Genomic DNA, 21,258 nt, shown 5'->3' on the forward strand with positions numbered 1-21,258 from the left:
ATATCCTTGTCTTCCGATTGTCTTTGTGAGATATCTATTTACAGTTTGTCTTGCTGCTTCTAAAGCGCTGTGGCGAATTTGACATGATTCTTCTGCAATCAATGAAACTTTTAAAGGAAACTGTTCAATGCCACCTGTCCTCAATCCCATGTCATAAATTGTAATTTTTGGACCAGGGATGCCGCGCATGTACTTTTTTCTTGTGTACGCTTTTTTCTTGAGGTTACGATAACATTTCGCTGGTCTTTCTGGAATAGTAATACACCTTCTTTGAATTCTAGTAGCGTGAAGTACAGTAAAATGGTTGTTTTTTAACTTTATCGGAAGAGTGGTGAGAGGTATAACACGTCATCGAATTGCACTAAACGGTTGTTTTAAAGATTGAATTCACAATATATTAGTACAATTATTTCTAGAATTGATATTTTTTGTATTTAAACTAAAATTTGTTGTGGTGAAAGAAATGACACTTAGTGACACCATGAGAGACTCCCTAAATGATCAAGTAAAATGGGAATTATGGAGCGGGTATTATTACCTCTCAATGGCAACATACTTCTACGAGAAAAACCTACCTGGATTTGCGAAATACTGGACCGTACATGCAGCGGAAGAACAAGAACATGCAATGAAGATCTTCAAGCATATCGTCGAACGAGGAGGAAGAGTTACTCTCCAAACAATAGAGCAGCCTCAAACTGATTGGAATTCACCTTTACACGTTGCGGAAGAAGTTGTAGAACATGAACGAAAAGTAACTGGTATGATAAACAACTTAGTTACTATGGCAAAATCAGAGAATGATTATGCTACAGAAGTTTTTCTACAATGGTTTATTGATGAACAGGTAGAAGAAGAAGAGGGTGCTGAGAAGGTTTATAATCAAGTGAAACTTGCGGGTGATTCTGGCACTGCTTTACTGATGTTAGACATTGAATTCGCTAAAAAAGCGGCAGCAAAGGAAGAGGATTAAATTAATTCCTTTGGTCTAATCATACTTAAGGAAACCTATCGCAAGTCTCCTAATAATTTTTTTCTTTTTTTTATGATTTACAGTTCACTCAGATTTTTTTGTTCATCATATTAGAAAATTAGAAAAGAAAAAAGCAGAATATAAGGCTAAAAAAATTATAGGCCGGTGGATGCGTATTCATCAGCGGTATCAATAGAGTGAGTAATCTAACACGGTGTTACAAGAGCATTCTTTATCCGTAGGGATTCTTGGAATAACCTCAAATAGGAGTTTATTTACATTTTTGACGTTTTCTTTCATAGATTGAGCGACTCGTTCTGCAGTGACCGGAAGCACACCATAGACATCTGTATCTGTTATCAGGGCAATACTTGCAAAACATATTTCTGCTTCTCGACACAAGCAAGCCTCAGAAAATGCAGTCATGCCGACACAAGACCATCCTTGTGACTTGTAAAACAACGATTCTGCACGAGTGGAGAAACGTGGCCCTTCCATACAGACATATGTGAACATTTTTTTCTCTTTTTCCTCTTCTGGAGTAGGATGGACAACAACTTCATTATTTGGCCAAAGTTCACGTGCAGTATCGAGAATTACACGTCTCAATTCATCACAAGTTGGATCTGAAAATGGTACATGTCCTGTTAGTCCTCCTTCATAGAATGACAAAGGTCGACGTATTGTAGTTCGATCAAAAAACTGGTCACTAACTACGAATTCATAAGGTTTGATAAAATCGGGCTGTAATGATCCCACCGCTGCAGGAGAAATAATCCTTTTCACGCCCAGTTCTTTCATTGCCCAAACGTTTGCACGATAGTTTACACGGAATGGGGGGATTGTATGATGTCTTCCATGGCGCGGTATAAACGCAACTTTTTTGCCTTTAATCCAACCTACAAGAACAAGGTCACTGGGAGCACCGTAAGGGGTGTAAATCTTTATCTCTTTCGCGTCTTCAAAGATATCAGGATCATAATTGCCTGTTCCGGCAAAATAACCAATTTCCACATCTTTTTCTTCTGGTTCAATTCGTGTGCTTGCCAAATTCGAAACCTCCGAAGATTGTTTCTAAAGACTGTAAGAATATAGAAAAGAAGTGAAACATTCGCAGTTATAAATGTTAATTTTGGATCACGAAATCAAATAAAAACAGATTTTTTAATTTGTTACCCTAATTCACAATTAAAAAACGTAATACATCTAACGTTACAACAAAAAAGAGTTTCTTCATTAACTATAAAAAAGGAAAGTGGGAGGGTTATATACTGACCGCAGCACCTATTAATTGCTTCAGACTTAGAACTTTTCGCATAAGACTGCGTAATAATTTCTCTCATGACCGCAAGATGGACATTCTTCTGGTGGCTCAGTTCCATTATGGACGTAACCACATTCTAAACAGACCCAATCTACTGGAGTAGCTTTTTTAAAGACTGTACCTGCCTCGACGTTTTTTAGAAGCGCTGTATATCTGTCACGATGATGCTTTTCTGCGAGTCCAATTGATCTTAACTGTTCAGCGAGATCTGGATATCCCTCGCTCTCTGCGATTTTTGCAAATTCAGGATACATCTCTGTGTATTCATAATTTTCTCCAGCGATTGCACCTTTTAGGTTGTCAGCGGTTGTGCCAAAAGCAGTTGGTGCTGCTGCTGGAACATTGATTTCTCCCCAATCCTCAGAGCTCATTCCTTTTAATTTTTGGATCCATTCCCACAATTGTTCTGCGTGTTCTTTTTCGTTCTCCGCAGTAACTATGAAAAGCTGAGATATCTGGATAAAACCTTCTTTTCTTGCAACCTTACTGTACATGGTGTATCGGTTTCTTGCTTGGCTCTCTCCAATAAATGCTTTTGTTAGACTCTCAATAGTATTTTTCATGGTTTTTCCTCCACGTAAAAGAAGAAAGTTGCTTCTATTATGTAGTGAATTGGTATTAGGAGTAATTACTATTATAAACGCAACTTTAGCGGTATAAACGCAACTTTAGCTGTGTATTTTTACTATTTGAAAAAAAATCAGGCAGATACAAGCACACGTTCTTTTAACACGGATCTCAGTTCATCCATTAAATCACTGTGGTTGTATCCATAATTCATGCCGGGTGGTGATCCGACAGTTGGACTATCCATCGAGGAACTCAATTCCATAGGGATGGACTCAGAAAGTGGTTCCCATTTCACATGATTATCATATTTCATTTGTCGAAGTAATTGGCCTAAATCGATAATCAACTGACGTAGTGAATGAAGTTCTGCTACAATATCTTCTTGAGTAACTAAATTGATGTCTATTAAATTTTGAGGAGACTCTTTTTTAAGCAGACCATTGTTTTCTCTTTTATGCATATGACCTTTATGAATGCTAAGACCCCTTTCATTTTTGCAGGTCTTTCCACAGATGTCGCAAATAACTGATGTTTCCATTGTTAACACATCATAGCTTCGTATTACCAATTTTTCATTTTTGCTTATATACGCAACTTTATTTAAGAATACATGCGCGCATTTTTATCGTTTTTATAATAAAATGCCGATCGACCATATAAATATTATGGTAAATAAAACATCATTGTAATTACGATGGAGTTTAATACACTACTAATGTACTTCAAATGTAGATTATATACCATTTTAAGGCAATAAGTTTTATCATATTACTGAAATTCATTTTTTCGTTTTCGCATAAATACGCCGCTAAATGCTCCTAATCTCTTGTTATTTTTCCTTCCTAAGTGCTTTTTCAATGCCTTCCTTCATAGCATTAATATAAACGAACATAAGCCTTGAAGAATAATAATAGAGGTGAAAGGCAAGCTCTTTATCAACTTGTGATGTTATTTTTTCTTTAAGATCAACTAAAATATCGAAAAAATGACGTGTGTATATGAATAAATCTTCATGTTCTACTAAGTCTTCGAAAAGAGGCAATAGTTCCGAAAAATGAACCGCATCAATTTTTTCCTTATTTTCTAAAAGATAATTCTGGAAATGAAACATATGATCTAAATCAGTTCTGTTTAATTCTTCTAACCTTTGGCTGATTAAACTTCGCCCCCAACACTCCTCTCCAGATTCTGTATATGTGTAAAAGGCACCGACCTTCTCTACTCTCTGTTCCTTAATTAATTCTTTTAAATATTTGCTCAATGTTTTTTTAGTCACTTTAAAACGTCCTTTGCTAAAGGAACGATTTAATTCAGAGAATAACTGTTTTTTGTGATCCATCAAGCGCGAAACAATTTCTTGTTTATATTTTTCTTTTGAATCGGCGTCACGTCTCACCATCAAAGTGCACCTATGGTATACTTTCGTATACCTTTATAAAAACCTATGTTTACTTCGCGCGCGACATAGAAATAGTATAAAGGCACAAAAATGCAATGATTTGGTTGGTGAAATATAATGGCCAAAAGTAGCTATAGACCCGATGGCGTATACCCTGCCATAGTGACACCCTTTACTAAAGAAGGAGAAATTGATGAAGAAGCATTTAGAAATGTAATCCGGTATGTGTTTGATGATCTAGGTGTAACTGGTATTGTACCAGCAGGATCCACAGGTGAATTCAGCTCACTGACGTGGGAACAACACCTTCAAGTTTTAAGAATTGCTGTTGAAGAAGCCAGTGGACCTGTGCTAGCGGGAACTGGTACTTCTGGAACAAGTAGAACAATAAAATTGTCAAAAGCTGCTGCAGATATAGGCGCCGACGGAGTTATTGTAGTTTCCCCGTTTTATATGAAACCAACGAACCGTGGAATGTATATGCATTTCGCAGCATTAGCAGAAGCCGTTGACATTCCAATTGTCATGTACCAAATTCCAGTACTAACAGGAAGTTGGATACCACGAACGGTTGTCGAAGATCTTATAGTAGAATACAAGAATATTGTAGGGCTTAAAGATTCAAGCGGTGATATAAAATACCAGCAGGAGTTACTTGAACGAGTGAAGGGACCTGTAGATCCCGATTTTAGGATCATGAACGGGTGGGATGAAATTGCGTTTCCAGCATTCTGTTGTGGAATCGATGGAACGATTTTAGCATCTGCCAACTTTTTGGGAGATTATTGGGTTCAGATAAGAGATCTAGTGCTAGAGGGTAAAATTGAAGATGCCCGTAAGAAAGAGATGGAAATCCATAAGATCACTAGGATTATCACGGCTACAGGTGCCGCAGGAACAAAAGCCGCCCTTAACATGATTGGAGTGAAAGTAGGAAAACCAGCATTGCCTTTAGAGATCGGAGGCTCAATCAGTTACGAATTACGGGAAGAATTGAGATTTGAACTTGAAAAAATCGGAAAGGCAACACGCCCAACCTATGAAAAACTCGAACCAACACCAGAAAAACCGCTTGAGGAACGCTTCGAGATAATTGGAATCGCTGGGAAACAAATTACCGACTTCAAGATGCTCGTCGGCGAGGCATTATTTGGAGGCGGGGCAGAGGTAGCACATATAGATCTATTGATAGGATTAAAGGATGGTCCTGTCGGAGAAGCCTTTGCAAAGGTATTTAGTGGTCTTGAAAAGAAAGAAGGTATCGAAGGTTTGCTAGCTGTAACTCAACCCAATGAAAAAGTTCGACCAGAGACCCTAATCATACCCACGGTAACGGTCACCGATTTAAGAAAAGCACAAATGATTTATGGTCCTGCACAATCGGCAGTAGCGAGAGCTGTAACTGAATCAGTCAAAGAGGGTCTTATTCCGGAGGAGTTAGTTGATAAACTCTGCATTATAACGAATATATTCGTTCACCCGACAGCTGTGGCAAGACATCGCGTGTATATCAACAATTACAAAGCTGCAAAACAGGCAATAAGGCGGGCCCTTGAAAAATATCCTACTCTTGATGAACTAATGGAAAGCGCAGAAATGTCGCGGCATCCATTTAGGCATGAGCCCTAAAGAATGAAAAATCAAGAAACACTTCATAGCAGTCTTGGTTCAATCACTCTTCTTTTATTTTTGTCCACTAGTTTTAGGACATGATGCCTTTCAGGAATTTCAGTATATCCACAATATCAGTTATTTTTGAGCCTAAGAATTTAGTAGCTTCTTTCATCAGATAATCTGCACTTTCAGCCTTATTGATCATCCCTATAAAATTTTGCACATCTCGAATCTCCAAATTTTTTTCTTTATCCTCATAGCGGATTGTAAATAAAACAGCATTATCTTTAGGGTCCTCAGTATCATATGCTAATCTTGTATCCTTCGGTGTGAAGCCTGGGGCCATCGGGAGGTATTTCGTGAATTCGCTTATGACCGATCCCAGAGCATTACTAAATTTAAACCAGCGAATTGATTTTTCAAAAATTTGATCAACTTCTTTTTTGGTTATTTCTGAAGAACCTCTCTTCTTGAAAACTCCAGAGACAGAGTTATCTTTTCCTTTATTAAGATTAATCTCATAATCTACATCTTTGTAAGAAACAGTTATCTTTTCAGAAGCCAATGCCTTTTTTAGATATTGTGCCAAGATCACTACACCTCATAATACCGGATTTGTTGACAGCTTTTTTTGATATTGTCGAAGTAGTTTAAAAGCATTTATTTTTGCGTTTATCAGCAAATTTATCGATTGCTTCAATTTGTGTGGTATTTCTTTGCTTTTGTCTTCTCAAGACAGCAAAATTCAAAATCAACTATAATTTTAGGGTCTAAAGATTTAACCAAACACTGCGGTGCCTTAATAAAAATTCTTTTTAAAAACAAATTCTATTTCAGTTATGCGAATGCAATTGTGGAAAGGAGCTACTAATCATGCCAATTAAAAGCGTACGCGTCGATTTAAAGAAGGTCATTCTTGAGAAAATAAAAAATAAGGAAGATTCTCTCAAAAAAATCATAGGACAAGATGAGGCCAAGGAAGGAATTCTTGCATCACTTATTGCAGGTCATCATGTGTTGATTGAAGGTCCTCCAGGAATTGGAAAAACAACCTTAGCAAAAGAAATTGCAAAACTATTACCTCCGTTAGAAGTTATAGAAGATTGCCCATATCACTGTGATCCTGCGGAACCTGTATGCCCTTCATGTAAGGAAAAAGCGATCACAGGAGAGGAACTCGAAACTGTTATGACGGAAGGGAGCGAACGGTTTATAAGAATTCAGGGAAGTCCAGATCTAACAGCTGCCGATTTATTGGGAGATATTGATATCTCAAAAGCATTTAAGTTCTCGCCCTCGGACTATCGAGCATTTACTCCAGGAAAACTCCTCAAAGGAAATCACGGCGTCGTCTTTTTTGATGAACTTAACAGGATTCCAGAAAAACTTCAAAACGCTTTATTACAAGTATTAGAGGAAGGTATCGCCACTATCGGCCCCTATGATTTAGCTTATCCTAGTAATTTTATTATGATTGCAACGATGAACCCGGCAGAACATGCTGGTGTGGAAGAACTTTCAGATGTTTTACTTGATAGATTTGACATGGTTAAAATGGATTATCCTGCCAGTACTGAGGAAGAAAGAGAAATTATACTAAAAAACGCAAAGAAATTTGATGAAGTACAAGTACCATCAAAGATGCTGGATACACTGATTGAAATAGTTCGAAGTACTAGAGATCACAAAGATTTAATTCAAGGGGGAAGTGTAAGAGCCAGTATTGGATTATATGAAAAGGCTCAGGCGTCGGCTTTGCTCAAAGGAAGAAAAGTCGTCTCACTTGAAGATATTGAAAGAATGGCTGCTTCAGTGATGGCAAAGAGAATCAGACCATCTCCGGAATCTGCATATTATGATGATCCAACCCTTCTTATTACGACCATAGTCAGAGAAATTACTAAAAGAGATGTTAATCAATAGGCGATAATTTTGGCAGTTTCATCAGTTCAGTCAGAATTGAAAGATATCATAATGAATGATCCTGAGGCTATCGATAGACTATTTGAGGGAGTCGTCCTTGAAGAACCAATCAAACACAGTTTCTTGAGCAGTTTGATCTCAGGACACCATATTCTTATTTTAGGACCCCCAGGCAGTGGTAAGACGAAACTAGCCCTAAGTGTCGCAAAGATTCTGCCTCCTCTTAGAATTCTAAAAGAATGTATAATACGCAACACACCAGAGTCACAATGCCCTTGGTGTGAAAAAGAATGCCAAGAAACGATAGAGATTTCTGGCGAAGAAAGGATAACACGAATACAGGGCAGCCCTGAATTAGTTCCCGAAGATATTATAGGCGATATTGACCCAGAAATGGCGTTGAAGTGGGGCACACACGACATCAGATCCTTCAGTCCAGGAAAGGTACTAAGGGCGAATAATGGGGTCCTCATACTTGACTTCATTGATAGAATGCAAGAGCGTGTGATCAATACATTATTGGTAGCTATGGAAGGTGGAGATCAAATCGAAATTGGCCATTTTGACGAGAAAATCCCTGCACTGGATCTAATAATAATTGCAACAGGAGCTTATCATGCAGTAGATGTACTACCCCAAGATCTTCTTGATCGATTTGATGTTATTCGGTTGGAATATATCAAAGATGATGATAAGGAAAAAGAAATCGTTGCAAAAGAAGTGAACATTCCACGAGAAAAGATGTTTTCCAAAGAATATCTGCTGGCTATGGCGCTTCTAAGAAACACCCGAGCACATGAAGACATCTTAAGGGGCGTAAGCACGAGAGGAGGAATCAGATTTTTTGAGTTATTAGAGGCCTTTTCCTTGATGAATGAAGAGAATTCTGTTACACCTCAAGACATTTTAAAATCGGCTATGATCACATTACCGCATAGAATAAGGTTAAAGCCAACAGTCGAGAGATCACTGACGCCAAATGATGTTATTTTGGATATTTTTGAAAGAACAGCAACAGCAACATTGGAAGAACAACTCATCAAAGAAGATGAGATTCGAAAGATCATAAGAGAACTGATGACTGAAAAAGAGATACAGAAACTCTTACGCTATGGTCATTACGACATAATCTTAGCGCGAATAGAAAACAGGCCAGATCTAACTCTTTCAAAAACTCATGAAAAGTTATTAGAGCAGATATTTAAGACTGAAAGAACAGAGTTTGGATTCAAAGTAATGCCAGATGAATTGAGACGAGATATAGAGAGAGAAACCGGAAAACAACTCATTAAGAAACTCAAACTTAAAGCGCTCGAACAATTATTTGAAAAACTTGGAGAAATGAAAGTTCTAGAAACTACATTTCCAGGCTGGGTTTTAAGCACAAAAGCAGCACAAGTATTTTTGGAAGAATTATTTCCAAGGGTATGGGGCTACGCACCATCTTTGAGTGAAGGGGCTCACCCTGTTGGCAAGAAGGCATTTTCAGGATCCGGAAAAATTGTAGGTACTAGAAAATTTCGAACCGGCGACAGATACAGAGATGTTTCTATCAAAGAAACTATTAAGAATACCATTAGAGCAGGGCGCTCGACAGTCGAACGAGAAGATATAATGGCCTTTCAGAGAGAACCTCGCACGCGCGTTGAAATAATTTTACTTTTGGATATAAGTGGTACAATGCTTGAAGGAAATAAACTCTTACATGCTAAAAAAGCAGCGTCAGCCTTAGCATTAATGAGTTCAAAATACGGGGATCGCATGGGAATTGTTTCATTCAGTAATAAAGGTAAGAAAGAACTTCGTTTAACAGACGATCCGAACATTCTCACAAAAAAGATCCTAGATCTGTTCGTCTTGAACAGGGGGGATGAAACGAATATTGGTGAGGCATTGAGGATTGCACGTTTTATGATGATGAGAGAAGGGTCTACGTCTGCAACGAAGCATTTGATTTTGATATCAGATGGGGTACCTACGGCACCTCAACCAAATCCGGAAGAATTCGCACTAAAAGAAGCTGTAGAGATCATTAGAAAAAAGATAACAATCTCAGCAATTTGTATTTGCACTGAAGAGGCTTCAGCAGAACCTGAATTCCTACGAAAAATCACAAAGATAGGACATGGTCGTCTCTTTCGTGTTGGAGAAGAGGAATTGCCACAAACACTATTGACTGAACATGAATTTGTAAGAAAGATCTCGAAAAAATTGCCAAAGGGGATTGGTACTGCTGCTGAGAAACCGCTTAGAGCGATGATCTTATCTATTTTGGCGAAAGAAGGAGTAGCCGCAGTAAGTAGTCTTAGTAAGATCTTTGGAGTCAAAACGGAATGCATTGCAAAAGAACTGAGAGAGTTAGAAAACGAAAAAATCGTAGAAAAGGTTACAGTCGAGAGTGTGTACTTTTACTATATCGTCCCAACATAAGTTATAGATGGTCTTTCATAACAAGAGAAGTTAACAAAGGTTTAGAGAACCAAGTATATCTTTAAATTTCGATTGAAAAAGTATAGAAATTCTTGACATTATTCTAAAAAATAATTAAATTAAAAAAAAGGATTAGGCAGTGTAAGAGACTGATTCTCTAACAAGAACTGTGTTCGATAGCTTCGTTTGGACATGCTGTGACGCAAGCACAACACTCTGTACATTCATCGATTTTTTCTACCACTGCTTTTCCATCCACTACTTTGAACATTTCCACAGGACACATATCGACACAGTCTCCAACGCCTGTGCATTTATCATAGTCTACAGTGATGTCAATATCTAATTCGTCTGAGTGCCAAGTTGGCATTAATATCACCTAAATCATTTTTTATGGATTTAATTGGGCAAGTGATATCATTTGCTTTAAATAATTTTCGAATTTGGACTCATATACTTTATTTTGATTAGCATCAGCAGCTACTGTGTGTGATTGCGTCCTCAGGACAAACTAAAACACATGCACAACATTCTGTACAGTCATCAAGGCGTATTGGTACTGCTTTTTCTATTTCTTCGTCTATCTCTAAAACGTTTGTAGGGCAATTTTCAACACATGGTAAACACGCGTGGCATTTCTCGTAATCGATTGTAATCGTAAAATCAAGTTCATAATTTTTCCATTCAGGCATAATTGTCACCCACATTTTTAAACTGCGATCAAATATAAAATCTCATAATTTAAATAAATATCTAAATATGCACACTTGCTAATCAAACTAATTTGTTCTTGTTTGCAATATGATTTACGTCACGTAGGTAGTTTTTTAGGGTTGGATATTACGGAAAATCTCAAATCGGTTAATAAAGTTCGTAAAAAGGAATTATGAAAAATCTAATTGCGATGAAAACTGAGAAATCTTACTTAGCTGCAACTAAATATAAACCTGATAGCAGATTTTTTATTAGCGCGCGTTGTTTTAGTTGATTATAATCAATTATTTCATAAAAAGAAAATATTATAAATAAGAATAATAATGGTTGTTTGAGCAATTTTTCGGAGGAAATACATTGCGAATCACCACATTATTCATTGATATACTAATGAGATTATTTGAGAGATTAGATGTATTTTTACTGAAACATAGAACAGTCTTACGTGTTCTGAAATAATTTCCTCATTTATTTTTTGAACTAATTCATGTTTAAATTATAATTGTTAAAGATAACATCTTTTATTATAACATAGACTCTCTACTAGCAGCTATAACCTTGTCTAACTCTGATTGTAACTCTGACGGAAGTCCTTCGATTTTTACGTCCAAAAAACCGCTGACAATTGTAGTTGTGGCCTCTTCTTCGGTAAGACCTCGCGCTTGTAAGTACATAATCGATTCTTTTGCAATTTTTCCAACTGCAGCTTCATGAGATAACTCTACATCTGGGTTGACTCCCTCTAGCTCAGGTACCGCGCGAATGAATCCCCCTTCTTTTAATATGAGCCCTTCACATTCCAAATGACCTTTAACTCCAGGTGCATTACCTATTATGTGCCCACGAGCCCATATGTTTCCACCGGTAGTAATAGCGCGTGATATTATTTCAGCTCGGGATCCTTGGCCTAACAGATAGACACGAGCACCTGTATCGAGTTCGGAATGTGGTGGAGCCAGTAATATACTATGAAAACGCGCTGTTGCATTACGACCACATAGTTTAGTTGTAGGATATGCCTGAAGTGATCGAACAGGTTGCATAGACACATAATTGTTAAGAAAAATGCCACCATCTTCAACATTAATCCCAGTTCTAGGTCGGACTGCGATTTCAGGTGCCCAATTATGAATCATAGTAAAACTCAGTTTTGCATTTCGTTTTACATAGAATTCACTTACACCGATATGCGCTCCTCGTTGAACACGATGACTGACCGAGCAACCTGTAATTATGTCTAACTGTGCTCCCTCTTCAACGATGATAATGTTATGAACATTCTGAGCAATGTTATCCTGTGACATATACAGGCATGATTGAAGTGGTTGAATCGTTTTTATTCCAGGCAACACACGTATGAAATAGCCTAGATGTTTTCCTTCTAATTCTGTATATGCAGTATATTTATCAGTATCTACGGCTACCGCCTTCCACCAGTAATCTTTTAACCAAGAATGTTTTTTTAATGCGTTACCCGTGTTTAGAATCTCGATTCCATCCTGGGAAACCGAACTATGAACGACTGAGTTATCCATCATAACAAAAGTGCCTGCACGATTATGTGCATCAGGTTCGACACCTGACATGCGCAAAGTCTTTTGTTCTTCCTTAGAAAACACAGTGAGATCGTCATAATAGGAATGCGGTGAGGGGTTCATAGAATATTTATCTAAATCAAGATCTTTACCTAATGAAGCTTTTTTACTCTTTGAAGAAATAGCTTTCTTCTTTATTTCATCAAAATCTGTCATGCGTTATCACTTTTAAGAACTTTTCATTAAGCAAGCAACGCACTCTTCGTAACCCATCTTCCTAACATTCGCAAGAATGACTGATGGAGTACCACTGCATCCTAAATTCCCATTACACATAACATGTCCAATATCCGCTTTAACATAATCTAAAATATACCCCGTATGTGTGATGATTAAGCCAGCTTTTGGAGATGGTTGGGTTCTTCTGTTTTCACAATTTAAATCTGCGCAGAATAAATCATTTATAATACTGCCAATAAGTGCAATATTTTCAAGATCGACTCCAGAAGTAGGCTCATCTAGAAGCAAAAGATTTGGATTTTGTGCTAATAACTGTAAAAGTTCAGCACGTTTAATTTCTCCTCCTGAAAATCCTTGATTTATATCTCGCTCTAAAAAAGTTTCTAGATTTAGTTTTTCTGCACACCCTTTCACATTAAAAGGTTTATTCTTTGCACATAATTCCACAAGTTGTTTCATTTTCAGTCCTTTAATAGTTGGAGGGCGCTGAAACATATATCCAATCCCTCGTTTTGCTCTTTCGTCTATAGTTAGATGAGTGATATTTTCCCCTCGAAATACAATCCGGCCAGTAGTCACATTATAATCGGGAAAGCCCATTATTGTCATAAGTAATGAGGTCTTTCCAGAGCCATTTGGACCAAATAGTGCATGAATTTCGCCCTCTTTTATCTCCAAGTTGATTGAGTGTAAGACTTCTTTGTCATCTATTGAAACAGTTAAGTTCTCAATTTGAAGCATATCTCAAAGTCACCTTTGAAAACTTATGGACTTTGAAAATGACAATCAATGGATAGATATTTGAATGTTTTCACATGCTAGGTAATCGGTAGTTTGTGGCGTTGAAAAAATAGAGACTTTCACTAAGAAGAAAATTTATATTCTTAGATTTTAATAATTAGAAAGCTTCAAGATATAATCGCAAATCAATTGAACAAAAGAATTTAACTTGTAAAAGGTTGTGAACTAATGAGATCTTCAAAGGGCTATAGAGCAAGGACGAGAAAGTGCCTAAAGAAACACCCGAGAAATCGAGGAATGCCTCCTTTATCAAAGATGACAACAAACTATGAAATCGGAGACTATGTAGACGTAGATCCAGAACCAGCCATACATAAAGGTTTACCTCATCGAAGGTTTATTGGGAAGACAGGAGTTGTAATTGGTAAAAGAGGACGCGCATACTTGATCCGGATTAAAGACAAAAAGAGGGAGAAGACGCTTATCACTCTTCCAGAGCATATATCTCCTAGTAAATCAATTATGAGATAATAATCGAGAGGTAAATTAGATGCCGAAAAAAATTATGGAAGAAAAACTTCTTACACTTCCAGAAGTTAAAGAAATTCTCACAAAACGTGGAGAGGATGACGAACTTGGCTATATACAAAGAGTTACTCTCGATTATACTATGAAATTTGCTGCGGCTGATAAAGACAATGCACGTAAGCTTGTGAGTGATTTAGTATCCAAATTTGATTTTGTAGATGAAAATATGGCCGTTCAGATAGTCAATGCTATGCCTACATCAATTCCTGAATTAAAAGTGTTTGTAACTGAAAAACACAAAGTTGTTTTATCGAGTGATATGGAAAAAATGCTTGGAATTATTGATAAATACAGATAAATGGAACGTTTATGTTTTCTAATTAGCTTTTTTCTATTTTGAACTTTTAATTTTTCCAGGGGTAAGTATATGCGAGATCAAATCACAAGTCGCAATAAAAAGGAATATGAAGAATATGTGGTGGTACTCGATTTTTTGCCTCTTGGTCGACTGGGTAAGAAACCTGCATATTTACAAGAACCCCTGGTTCAAGTGGTTGGTGAGAAGCGTTTCACTTTATTAGAACTCACAACCACAAAAGATGCCCTTATCAACTTACATGATCGTTTAAACATCAATCCACGTGTAAAACGGAAAGGCGACAAAATTTTACATGTCAAGCGGCGTATAAATGACGAAGAATTAACCACAACTGCAAAAAGAGAACTACCGTTTGCAATTGAAAAAATTGTGACAATGCAAGAAACTCGTTTCGTTAAGTTTTTCAACAATGCACGCCCTATAACTACTCGAAGGCACCAACTCGAACTTTTACCTGGCGTAGGGAAAAAACTTGTTATTGATACCTTAAATGAGCGAAAAAAAGGGCCGTTTAAATCATTTACAGATATTGAGGAACGGACACGCATCCATCCAAAAAAAGTAATCGAGAAACGCATCTTGTTAGAACTTGAGAGAAATGAAAAACACTATCTTTTCGCACGACCTCCCATCAGGGAGGATAATAGATGACAAATCTCTTGACTGAGACTCAGAAAACTTTGAATAAATATAATATCAAGCTAAGAAAACGAATGGGCCAAAATTTTCTTGTAAATTCAAATGTGCTTGATAAACAAATTGCTTACGCCAGTTTAAAAAGATCGGACACCGTCTTAGAGATCGGTGCAGGCATTGGGACATTAACAAGACGCTTAGCAGACTATGCAAAAGAAATAATAGCCGTTGAAAAAGATTCACGCCTTTTAGAAATTTTAACGGAACAATGTGCGAAATATGATAACATTACGATTATTCACGCTGACATCCTACAGATAGATATACCTCCCTTCACAAAAGTTGTTTCAAATATCCCTTACTCAATTTCTTCACCTTTGACATTCAAATTACTTACTTATGATTTTGAATATGGGATAATAACCTACCAAATTGACTTTGCTGAAAGACTAGTCGCAAAACCTGGTTCTCGTGAATACAGTCGGCTTTCCGTAACAGCCTATTATCGAGCACATACCAAAATCCTTGAAAACATTTCGCGAACTGCGTTTTATCCGTCACCTAAAGTAGATTCTGCACTTGTAAAAATCACACCACATCCCCCCCATTTTCGTGTAGACAATGAAAATCTTTTTTATGACGTTGTTCGTGCCCTTTTCGGTCGAAAAAACAGAAAAATAAAAACAATGCTTGCGATATATTTGGATAAACAAGAGACATCTACATCAAGAAAGCAAATTCTTCAAGAATTGACCCAAGAACTTCCATTTCTTGAAAAGAGGGTCAGGCAGATGTCACCAGAAGAAATCGGTCTTTTAACCAACCACCTCCAGGGAACGATAAAAACAGCAGCGTAAAGGAGGAACATCCAAGATAAAGACATTTAAATTCAATAACCTTGTCTTTCAAATTTTTAATGAAGTATATGAGCCTGCAGATGATTCATTGTTATTGGCAGACTATTTAAAGCACGAAATTCGCTCAAAAGATATAATCCTTGACTTAGGAACTGGCTGTGGAATCCAAGCTATCACAGCAACTACTTTAAAGGACGATGTGCGGGTTATTGCGACAGATATTAACCCTATTGCAGTAAAAAACGCAGTGAAAAACGCAAAACTAAACAACGTAAATGAAAGAATAGAATTTATTCATGGTGATTTATTTCAGCCATTTCTTAAAAAAGAGTATTTCAATCTAATAATTTTTAATCCACCTTACCTTCCTCTCCCACTACCCGATCAAAAAAAACAAGATTGGATTTCACTTGCTTGGGCTCAAGGAATAGGTTCTGATATAATTCAGAGATTTCTTCTAGAATCGAATTCATATCTTAAGGAAAATGGGCGCATCCTACTGATTATTTCTACATTATCAAATATTGATTTTAAAAGATGGGAGGGTACATATTCCTTTGAAAGACTATCAGAGCGTGCCTTTTTCTTTGAAAAGTTAATTCTATTAAAGATAACGAAAGTTCGTTAATAACATCAATTAAAATGTGGTCTTTAAATTATTTTGTGTAGATAGGTAAAATGGACGTGCATCGCAAAAGAGAGTCATGTCTGAAATCTTTTATATCTGAAAGACAAGTAAATACAACATTAGGTGGAGCAGATGGCAAAACTCTATAAAGTGGTAGATGAAGATTTGGAAATCGCACCTTATCAAAATACAACTTTAATGAACGCTTCTAATGAGGTTTTCGTGCTAGACGATAGTGAAAACAAGAAAATTTGGATTTGGATTGGTAGGAAAGCCAGTACTCGCCAAAGATTCAATGCTGCACGGTTATCTGAGAAATTAGATAAAGAGGCTGGAGGCTTACCTGTCATTAAGACGATAGATGAAGCGGAAGAACCTCAGGAATTCCTTGATATGTTCTAAAAGTTATCTACTTCAAAATTAAACCAAGAAAACAGTTCTTAATCCCATAATGTTTCTTTTAATAAAGGGTAATTAAGAAACTAAGTTTATACTTTTTCTAATTTTTGCTAATTTAGTTAAGAGGAATCTATTCTTCTTTTTTAGTATTAAATGATCAGTGAGATATAGAACTCTATATGTGAAGAGATTAATTTTAATTGGAAAAACGGTGATAAAATCGTTATTTTTGAAAATTACAACGATAATATTGACAATGAGTTTTAAGAGATAAGTCTTATACATATCATTAGTTAGTCATGAGCACGAATTAGTTCTATATCTCCGAGTAATGAAACTGATTTGAGCATTAAAGGAGAGAAGGATTTATATAGACGTAATGACGTTAAATGTTTAGTACAGAGATTATATAATATCTTGATTTTACAGAATTGGGGGTACCTATAGGAGGTCAAATATTTGGCAAAAAAGAAAAAAGCTGCACCGAAAAGAGCAGCTAGCAAGACACGATTAGCCCTTGCCCCAGTAAGAGAACTTATGAAAGATGCTGGAGCGGACCTTGTAGCTAAAGATGCTATTATGGCAGTTGTGGAGCATTTGGAGACCACAATTAAAAAGGTCAGCAAAAATGCCCTTGAGCTTGTAAAACTTTCTAAACGGAAGAAGGTCACTGGCGCTGATGTTGCCAAGGCTTTCACGATGTAATAACTTTGTTACTTCAATCCAGACCTTATTCCTTTTTTTTTATTATTTTTAAAAAATTTACTTTAAAGTTATGTCCTTGTTTTATATTGATTTTCTCCTAAGAGGATAAAACATGAAAAAATTAAGTATAAATCGCTGGTGGCTTTTTGAAGGTAAAGAAATATCTGATACAATTGAAGAAATTTCCACTTTTGGATTTAATGGAATAGAATTGGATTTAGCAGACCCCACTAACTACAACATAAATGAACTCAAAAAGATATTAAACAAATACAAAATGAAGCCTTCTGGCATCGCAGCGGTAAATACTCTGTACTCTGAATATGATCTCTGTAGTTTAGAGGAAGATATCAGAAAAAGAGCGATAAATGACGTAAATAACCATTTGCGAAAATAAACAATCTTGATTCATGTATCAACATTACTACTTGTAAAATTCAAAAAATCCTGGTGCTAACTTCAAGGAAAGCACCACATATGCTTTTTTGGTGATCTTAATTCAGAATATCAAAACTGCTTTTTATTAAATCTGCGTTTCGTTCTTGCTATCAACTTATAGGAGAATGACACCAAAAAAAAACCAAGCGATTAGATATTTTTCTCAAAAAATTCGCCGTACATGTCGGCGAAAAATGGGTAATACTCCGAACCTTGGAATCACTTTCAAATCGTATTGTTTTGGCTATAGCATTTTAGCAAAAAAAGAGACTTCATGAAAAGAATCAAGTATTTTAGTTTTGTCGAACGTGAAATTCAACTATTTTTTTTGGTATCATAATAAAAGTATTCCACTTTGAAAGTGGAAAACCTGAATTTATCTCCAAATTGGTGATTAATCCCTCACTAAAGGGGAATATCCAAAAATACTTTGTATGGCCTTATAAGGTCATTCAAAATTATTTTGAATGATGCTTGTTGATACAACTTAAAGTTGTATGATGGAAAAAATCAGTCTTGGTTCCAATATAATTGGAAGTAAGGGAGATGCGCGAAAGGGTAGTTTCTGTTAGATTAGATAAGATTATCAAAAATGGAAAATTTTCCGAAATTGATAATCCTCCAGAATCGCTTCAATTATACAATGTGTGGCTGAGCTACGTGAATCGACCATTTCAGGCAATTAGAGAGACTAATAACAAATGGACAACTGTCCAAAAGTTATAACCCTTTACATTTGTCCGATCCCCAAAAAATTGGGTATCGAGGAATCGCTATATTTTCTTGGAGAATTATATCCTTTAACGCATAGCGACTGCAGTCGCTAACCGTCCAATGTCGTGAAATGCAACTTAAACGCAATTTTCAAAAATTGTAGTGCCTAACTTTTGAATTAAACCTACCTTTGATTCATGTTCGCTCTTTCATTATTTCATGTAGCTTGGCTCCAATACCTGCAATTGATTTACGGTGTAGTTCCACTTGTATTTGAAGTAGTAGTTCTAATAATCTGGTTTGTTTTTCCAACAATCTATTTTGCCTACCTAACAAGTTTACAATCTCCTTCGTTTTTTCCAACTCACTCACCTCCGTTAAAGTATATCTACAAAAAAATGTAATACCTAACTCATTACGGTTTTAACCAAAACAAATAGTATGGGCCAATTTTCTTATAGAGAATACCGTTTTTCTCGTCTAGGGCTAATTGTAATAATCGCGTTTGAACGGTGCGTCTATCTCGATTGATTTTTTTGGCTATTTCGGTGGGGGTTTGCGGTTCACACACCTTAAGTGCTGCTTTTACTTCGTCTAGCATTTGATCACCAGTATTCAATATACATTATTGAATGGGAATATTAATAAGCATTATTGCTGATACAATATACAACAAACAATATACAATATTGAAAAACAAAAGGTGAGAAACAACATGGCTACAATCGAATTGACAGATAAAGAATTAGTTCATCTAGAGAATGCGCTAGTTACAGTACAAGTGCTTTTTAAACAAGGTAAAATTGTATCTGGTGACAAAAATATGATAGACACATTACAATGCATTCGGGAGAAATATACTCTACAATATCTTGATGCTAAAGATAGAATCGCAGGGAGAGTGTGAAACACATGGGTGTAATGTCTGAAAGCGTGGTAAAGGAATTAAATAACGCACTTGAACGCTATCAAAACTTTCCGTGTGGAGGCAACGCTACCATAAGTTGTTTGAAATGTGCATTAGCCAAAAAAGTAAGTTTGGTAGATCCTGAAGCATCAGAAGAAAGAGTCGTGCAATTTAGTTTGTGCGATCTGATAGGTGTAGTTAATGATGAATTCGAAGATATCATTGAAAACTTAGAGACACATAGAAGTAATGGATCACTTGAGCAATAGGAGGGGATGAAATGCCAGGATACAAACAAGGGTTTATGGATGGGCTCTTATTTTCGATCCATACGATAAAACAGTTCAAGAAAGAGGCATTAAAAACACTAATGTACTTAGAACACTGCAAGAACACACTAGAAAAGTCAAAATATCTTGACTTGTGCTTTAAATTGGACCTACCAATGTGTGAACAATTTAACGAATCACTAGCACAACTAGATAGCCAAATGCATATTGAAGTTTCCACGGAGGAATAAAAAATGTCGAGTATGTTTCAAGACGGTTTTCATAAATGTCTTATGTTCTTCCTTGATGCAGCAAAACAAACTGATGATCATAGATTATTCATTGAATATATGGAACTAATCAAACACAAAGTTGAAGGTGGAATCTGTGATAATCTTAAAAGGGATATCGGCGCAATAGAAGAGTTTCTAAAGATTCAATATGCGAATAAATTGTCTGAAGAAATCGAAACCAAAGTTTAACTCTCTTTTTTTCTTTTTTCTTTTTGTAGAATCATGATCCCAAGGTCTTGAGCAAACTCTGCTATTTTGGGCTTTCTATCTTATCGCTCCTAGAATTGTCGAGTTTTGGTTTAACGGCTATTAGAAAAAAGATAACTTTATATACATTAGACGTAGAACTATGAAGAATATATAATCTTCATAGTTTTGTCAAAAAATATATATTTTTGAGTGTGTCTTAATGGAAATCATACTTACACGGCAATTGATCTCTGGTAATAGAGTTACTGTTCCAAAAGCAATTATAGATCAACTTGAAGTTGAGGATGGCGATTTAATAGAGTTTGGTATTAGGAGATTTATTAAGAAAAAGAGAAAGGATAATGGGACGGGGGATAATGGAGAACTATACTAGAAACAAACTACTCCAAGGAGTAGTATTTGCAAGTTACGCACTTAGTTTCATCCTGCTGTACTTGATCTTGGATGTAATGATCTTTTACGAATGGTGGCTACATTTTTGGTTGCATACAACTATTAATTATCCCATTTGGACGTATTATTTTGGTCAAATTATCATAGCGCTTCTAGTTGCCGTTCTTATTGCTTTTTCGTCGTTTATGTTGGGTAATTTCACATTAACGAAACTAGGGATACATACAAGAGGGGATCTTAATGGGTAGTTTTTGGAATAAAGTAGTCTTCAAATTCGGAAGTTCTAAGATCAAAGTAAAGCATATCGGTATTTTATTTATTCTTGGTTTAGTTGTCTATTATTTTAATGCGCCATTACAGTTTTCAATGATTCGAGGTACTACGGTAAGTGCTGAACTTGGTTCGTTGAAAAGTACACGTAATATTGCAAACTCAGCAC

General features: G+C 36.3%; 32 protein-coding genes. 20 read left to right on the plus strand and 12 right to left on the minus strand.

Going from position 1 to position 21,258, the window contains the following annotated elements:
• The coding region (locus QVB70_RS02705; RefSeq protein WP_342766538.1) for a 50S ribosomal protein L16 at positions 1–276 on the minus strand (276 nt) is incomplete at its 3' end.
• A 187-nt stretch (positions 277–463) separates the two neighbouring features.
• Between QVB70_RS02705 and QVB70_RS02710 the strand changes: the two genes are divergently transcribed.
• On the plus strand, positions 464–973 hold the full coding sequence (locus tag QVB70_RS02710) for a ferritin (protein ID WP_287583116.1): 510 nt from the start codon (positions 464–466) through the stop codon (positions 971–973).
• A 189-nt stretch (positions 974–1,162) separates the two neighbouring features.
• On the opposite strand, the gene QVB70_RS02715 is transcribed toward QVB70_RS02710, so the two are convergent.
• The 4 genes from QVB70_RS02715 to QVB70_RS02730 form a co-directional block, all read right to left on the minus strand.
• On the minus strand, positions 1,163–2,023 hold the full coding sequence (locus QVB70_RS02715) for a hypothetical protein (protein WP_287583118.1): 861 nt from the start codon (positions 2,021–2,023) through the stop codon (positions 1,163–1,165).
• 252 nt (positions 2,024–2,275) lie between these two features.
• Positions 2,276–2,860 (minus strand): rubrerythrin, encoded by a 585-nt coding sequence (gene rbr / locus QVB70_RS02720; RefSeq protein WP_287583120.1) that lies wholly within the window; start codon positions 2,858–2,860, stop codon positions 2,276–2,278.
• Positions 2,861–2,997: 137 nt separating this feature from the next.
• Complete coding sequence (locus QVB70_RS02725) at positions 2,998–3,405, minus strand: hypothetical protein (RefSeq protein WP_287583122.1); 408 nt, start codon at positions 3,403–3,405, stop codon at positions 2,998–3,000.
• 291 nt (positions 3,406–3,696) lie between these two features.
• Positions 3,697–4,266, minus strand: coding sequence for a hypothetical protein (locus QVB70_RS02730; RefSeq protein WP_287583124.1), 570 nt, complete (start codon positions 4,264–4,266; stop codon positions 3,697–3,699).
• A gap of 117 nt (positions 4,267–4,383) precedes the next feature.
• Between QVB70_RS02730 and fae the strand changes: the two genes are divergently transcribed.
• Entirely contained in the window at positions 4,384–5,895 is a 1,512-nt protein-coding gene (gene fae, locus QVB70_RS02735; RefSeq protein ID WP_287583126.1) for a formaldehyde-activating enzyme, read from the plus strand.
• A 73-nt stretch (positions 5,896–5,968) separates the two neighbouring features.
• Here fae and QVB70_RS02740 read toward each other — a convergent pair whose 3' ends face one another.
• The gene (locus QVB70_RS02740) at positions 5,969–6,469 is read right to left on the minus strand and encodes a hypothetical protein (protein WP_287583128.1); all 501 of its coding nucleotides are present in this window, start codon (positions 6,467–6,469) and stop codon (positions 5,969–5,971) included.
• A 284-nt stretch (positions 6,470–6,753) separates the two neighbouring features.
• Between QVB70_RS02740 and QVB70_RS02745 the strand changes: the two genes are divergently transcribed.
• Both QVB70_RS02745 and QVB70_RS02750 read left to right on the plus strand, forming a co-directional pair.
• A complete protein-coding gene (locus tag QVB70_RS02745) occupies positions 6,754–7,803 on the plus strand; it encodes a MoxR family ATPase (RefSeq protein WP_287583130.1) in 1,050 nt (349 codons plus the stop codon).
• A 9-nt stretch (positions 7,804–7,812) separates the two neighbouring features.
• Positions 7,813–10,233, plus strand: coding sequence for a VWA domain-containing protein (locus QVB70_RS02750; RefSeq protein WP_287583132.1), 2,421 nt, complete (start codon positions 7,813–7,815; stop codon positions 10,231–10,233).
• Between the two features lie 157 nt (positions 10,234–10,390).
• Here the strand turns inward: QVB70_RS02750 and QVB70_RS02755 are convergent, their stop codons facing one another.
• From QVB70_RS02755 to QVB70_RS02770, 4 genes are all read right to left on the minus strand, one after another.
• Positions 10,391–10,603, minus strand: coding sequence for a 4Fe-4S binding protein (locus QVB70_RS02755; protein ID WP_287583134.1), 213 nt, complete (start codon positions 10,601–10,603; stop codon positions 10,391–10,393).
• Between the two features lie 103 nt (positions 10,604–10,706).
• Entirely contained in the window at positions 10,707–10,925 is a 219-nt protein-coding gene (locus tag QVB70_RS02760; protein ID WP_287583136.1) for a ferredoxin family protein, read from the minus strand.
• A 546-nt stretch (positions 10,926–11,471) separates the two neighbouring features.
• Complete coding sequence (locus QVB70_RS02765; protein WP_287583138.1) at positions 11,472–12,698, minus strand: SufD family Fe-S cluster assembly protein; 1,227 nt, start codon at positions 12,696–12,698, stop codon at positions 11,472–11,474.
• A 12-nt stretch (positions 12,699–12,710) separates the two neighbouring features.
• A complete protein-coding gene (locus tag QVB70_RS02770) occupies positions 12,711–13,463 on the minus strand; it encodes an ABC transporter ATP-binding protein (RefSeq protein ID WP_287583140.1) in 753 nt (250 codons plus the stop codon).
• A 228-nt stretch (positions 13,464–13,691) separates the two neighbouring features.
• Between QVB70_RS02770 and QVB70_RS02775 the strand changes: the two genes are divergently transcribed.
• The 9 genes from QVB70_RS02775 to QVB70_RS02815 all read left to right on the plus strand — a co-directional run bounded on the left by QVB70_RS02775 (position 13,692) and on the right by QVB70_RS02815 (position 18,759).
• Entirely contained in the window at positions 13,692–13,994 is a 303-nt protein-coding gene (locus tag QVB70_RS02775) for a 50S ribosomal protein L21e (protein WP_287583142.1), read from the plus strand.
• Between the two features lie 19 nt (positions 13,995–14,013).
• The gene (locus QVB70_RS02780) at positions 14,014–14,349 is read left to right on the plus strand and encodes an RNA polymerase Rpb4 family protein (RefSeq protein WP_287583144.1); all 336 of its coding nucleotides are present in this window, start codon (positions 14,014–14,016) and stop codon (positions 14,347–14,349) included.
• A gap of 69 nt (positions 14,350–14,418) precedes the next feature.
• Positions 14,419–15,021: a DUF655 domain-containing protein gene (locus tag QVB70_RS02785; protein ID WP_287583145.1), complete on the plus strand. Its 603-nt coding sequence runs from the start codon at positions 14,419–14,421 to the stop codon at positions 15,019–15,021.
• Positions 15,018–15,863 carry a 16S rRNA (adenine(1518)-N(6)/adenine(1519)-N(6))-dimethyltransferase RsmA gene (rsmA, locus tag QVB70_RS02790; RefSeq protein ID WP_287583147.1) on the plus strand — a complete coding sequence of 282 codons (846 nt, stop codon included), beginning with the start codon at positions 15,018–15,020 and terminating at the stop codon, positions 15,861–15,863. The genes QVB70_RS02785 and rsmA overlap by 4 nt, the downstream gene beginning before the upstream one ends.
• A 16-nt stretch (positions 15,864–15,879) precedes the next feature.
• Positions 15,880–16,491 (plus strand): HemK2/MTQ2 family protein methyltransferase, encoded by a 612-nt coding sequence (locus QVB70_RS02795; protein WP_287583177.1) that lies wholly within the window; start codon positions 15,880–15,882, stop codon positions 16,489–16,491.
• Positions 16,492–16,623: 132 nt separating this feature from the next.
• Positions 16,624–16,893, plus strand: a complete 270-nt coding sequence (locus QVB70_RS02800) for a hypothetical protein (protein WP_287583148.1) — start codon at positions 16,624–16,626, stop codon at positions 16,891–16,893.
• Positions 16,894–17,349: 456 nt separating this feature from the next.
• Positions 17,350–17,595 carry a histone-like protein gene (locus QVB70_RS02805; RefSeq protein ID WP_287583150.1) on the plus strand — a complete coding sequence of 82 codons (246 nt, stop codon included), beginning with the start codon at positions 17,350–17,352 and terminating at the stop codon, positions 17,593–17,595.
• A gap of 112 nt (positions 17,596–17,707) precedes the next feature.
• Positions 17,708–17,992 (plus strand): hypothetical protein, encoded by a 285-nt coding sequence (locus QVB70_RS02810; protein WP_287583153.1) that lies wholly within the window; start codon positions 17,708–17,710, stop codon positions 17,990–17,992.
• A 587-nt stretch (positions 17,993–18,579) separates the two neighbouring features.
• Positions 18,580–18,759, plus strand: coding sequence for a hypothetical protein (locus QVB70_RS02815; RefSeq protein WP_287583155.1), 180 nt, complete (start codon positions 18,580–18,582; stop codon positions 18,757–18,759).
• A 183-nt stretch (positions 18,760–18,942) separates the two neighbouring features.
• Here the strand turns inward: QVB70_RS02815 and QVB70_RS02820 are convergent, their stop codons facing one another.
• Both QVB70_RS02820 and QVB70_RS02825 read right to left on the minus strand, forming a co-directional pair.
• Positions 18,943–19,110, minus strand: coding sequence for a hypothetical protein (locus tag QVB70_RS02820; RefSeq protein WP_287583156.1), 168 nt, complete (start codon positions 19,108–19,110; stop codon positions 18,943–18,945).
• 52 nt (positions 19,111–19,162) lie between these two features.
• Positions 19,163–19,348 (minus strand): hypothetical protein, encoded by a 186-nt coding sequence (locus QVB70_RS02825; protein ID WP_287583158.1) that lies wholly within the window; start codon positions 19,346–19,348, stop codon positions 19,163–19,165.
• 114 nt (positions 19,349–19,462) lie between these two features.
• Here QVB70_RS02825 and QVB70_RS02830 point away from each other — a divergent pair, with 114 nt between their 5' ends.
• The 7 genes from QVB70_RS02830 to QVB70_RS02860 form a co-directional block, all read left to right on the plus strand.
• Complete coding sequence (locus QVB70_RS02830; RefSeq protein ID WP_287583159.1) at positions 19,463–19,654, plus strand: hypothetical protein; 192 nt, start codon at positions 19,463–19,465, stop codon at positions 19,652–19,654.
• Positions 19,655–19,659: 5 nt separating this feature from the next.
• Positions 19,660–19,923 (plus strand): hypothetical protein, encoded by a 264-nt coding sequence (locus QVB70_RS02835; RefSeq protein ID WP_287583161.1) that lies wholly within the window; start codon positions 19,660–19,662, stop codon positions 19,921–19,923.
• Between the two features lie 11 nt (positions 19,924–19,934).
• On the plus strand, positions 19,935–20,174 hold the full coding sequence (locus tag QVB70_RS02840) for a hypothetical protein (RefSeq protein WP_287583163.1): 240 nt from the start codon (positions 19,935–19,937) through the stop codon (positions 20,172–20,174).
• A gap of 3 nt (positions 20,175–20,177) precedes the next feature.
• Positions 20,178–20,405, plus strand: coding sequence for a hypothetical protein (locus QVB70_RS02845; protein ID WP_287583165.1), 228 nt, complete (start codon positions 20,178–20,180; stop codon positions 20,403–20,405).
• Between the two features lie 220 nt (positions 20,406–20,625).
• Positions 20,626–20,799, plus strand: coding sequence for a hypothetical protein (locus QVB70_RS02850; protein ID WP_287583167.1), 174 nt, complete (start codon positions 20,626–20,628; stop codon positions 20,797–20,799).
• The gene (locus QVB70_RS02855; protein ID WP_287583169.1) at positions 20,768–21,067 is read left to right on the plus strand and encodes a hypothetical protein; all 300 of its coding nucleotides are present in this window, start codon (positions 20,768–20,770) and stop codon (positions 21,065–21,067) included. The genes QVB70_RS02850 and QVB70_RS02855 overlap by 32 nt, the downstream gene beginning before the upstream one ends.
• Positions 21,060–21,258, plus strand: a 199-nt coding sequence (locus QVB70_RS02860) for a hypothetical protein (RefSeq protein ID WP_287583172.1), incomplete at its 3' end; no start/stop codon positions are given. The genes QVB70_RS02855 and QVB70_RS02860, both read left to right, overlap by 8 nt.

The organism is Candidatus Borrarchaeum sp., from assembly GCF_019058535.1.
Taxonomy (GTDB): domain Archaea; phylum Asgardarchaeota; class Sifarchaeia; order Borrarchaeales; family Borrarchaeaceae; genus Borrarchaeum; species Borrarchaeum weybense.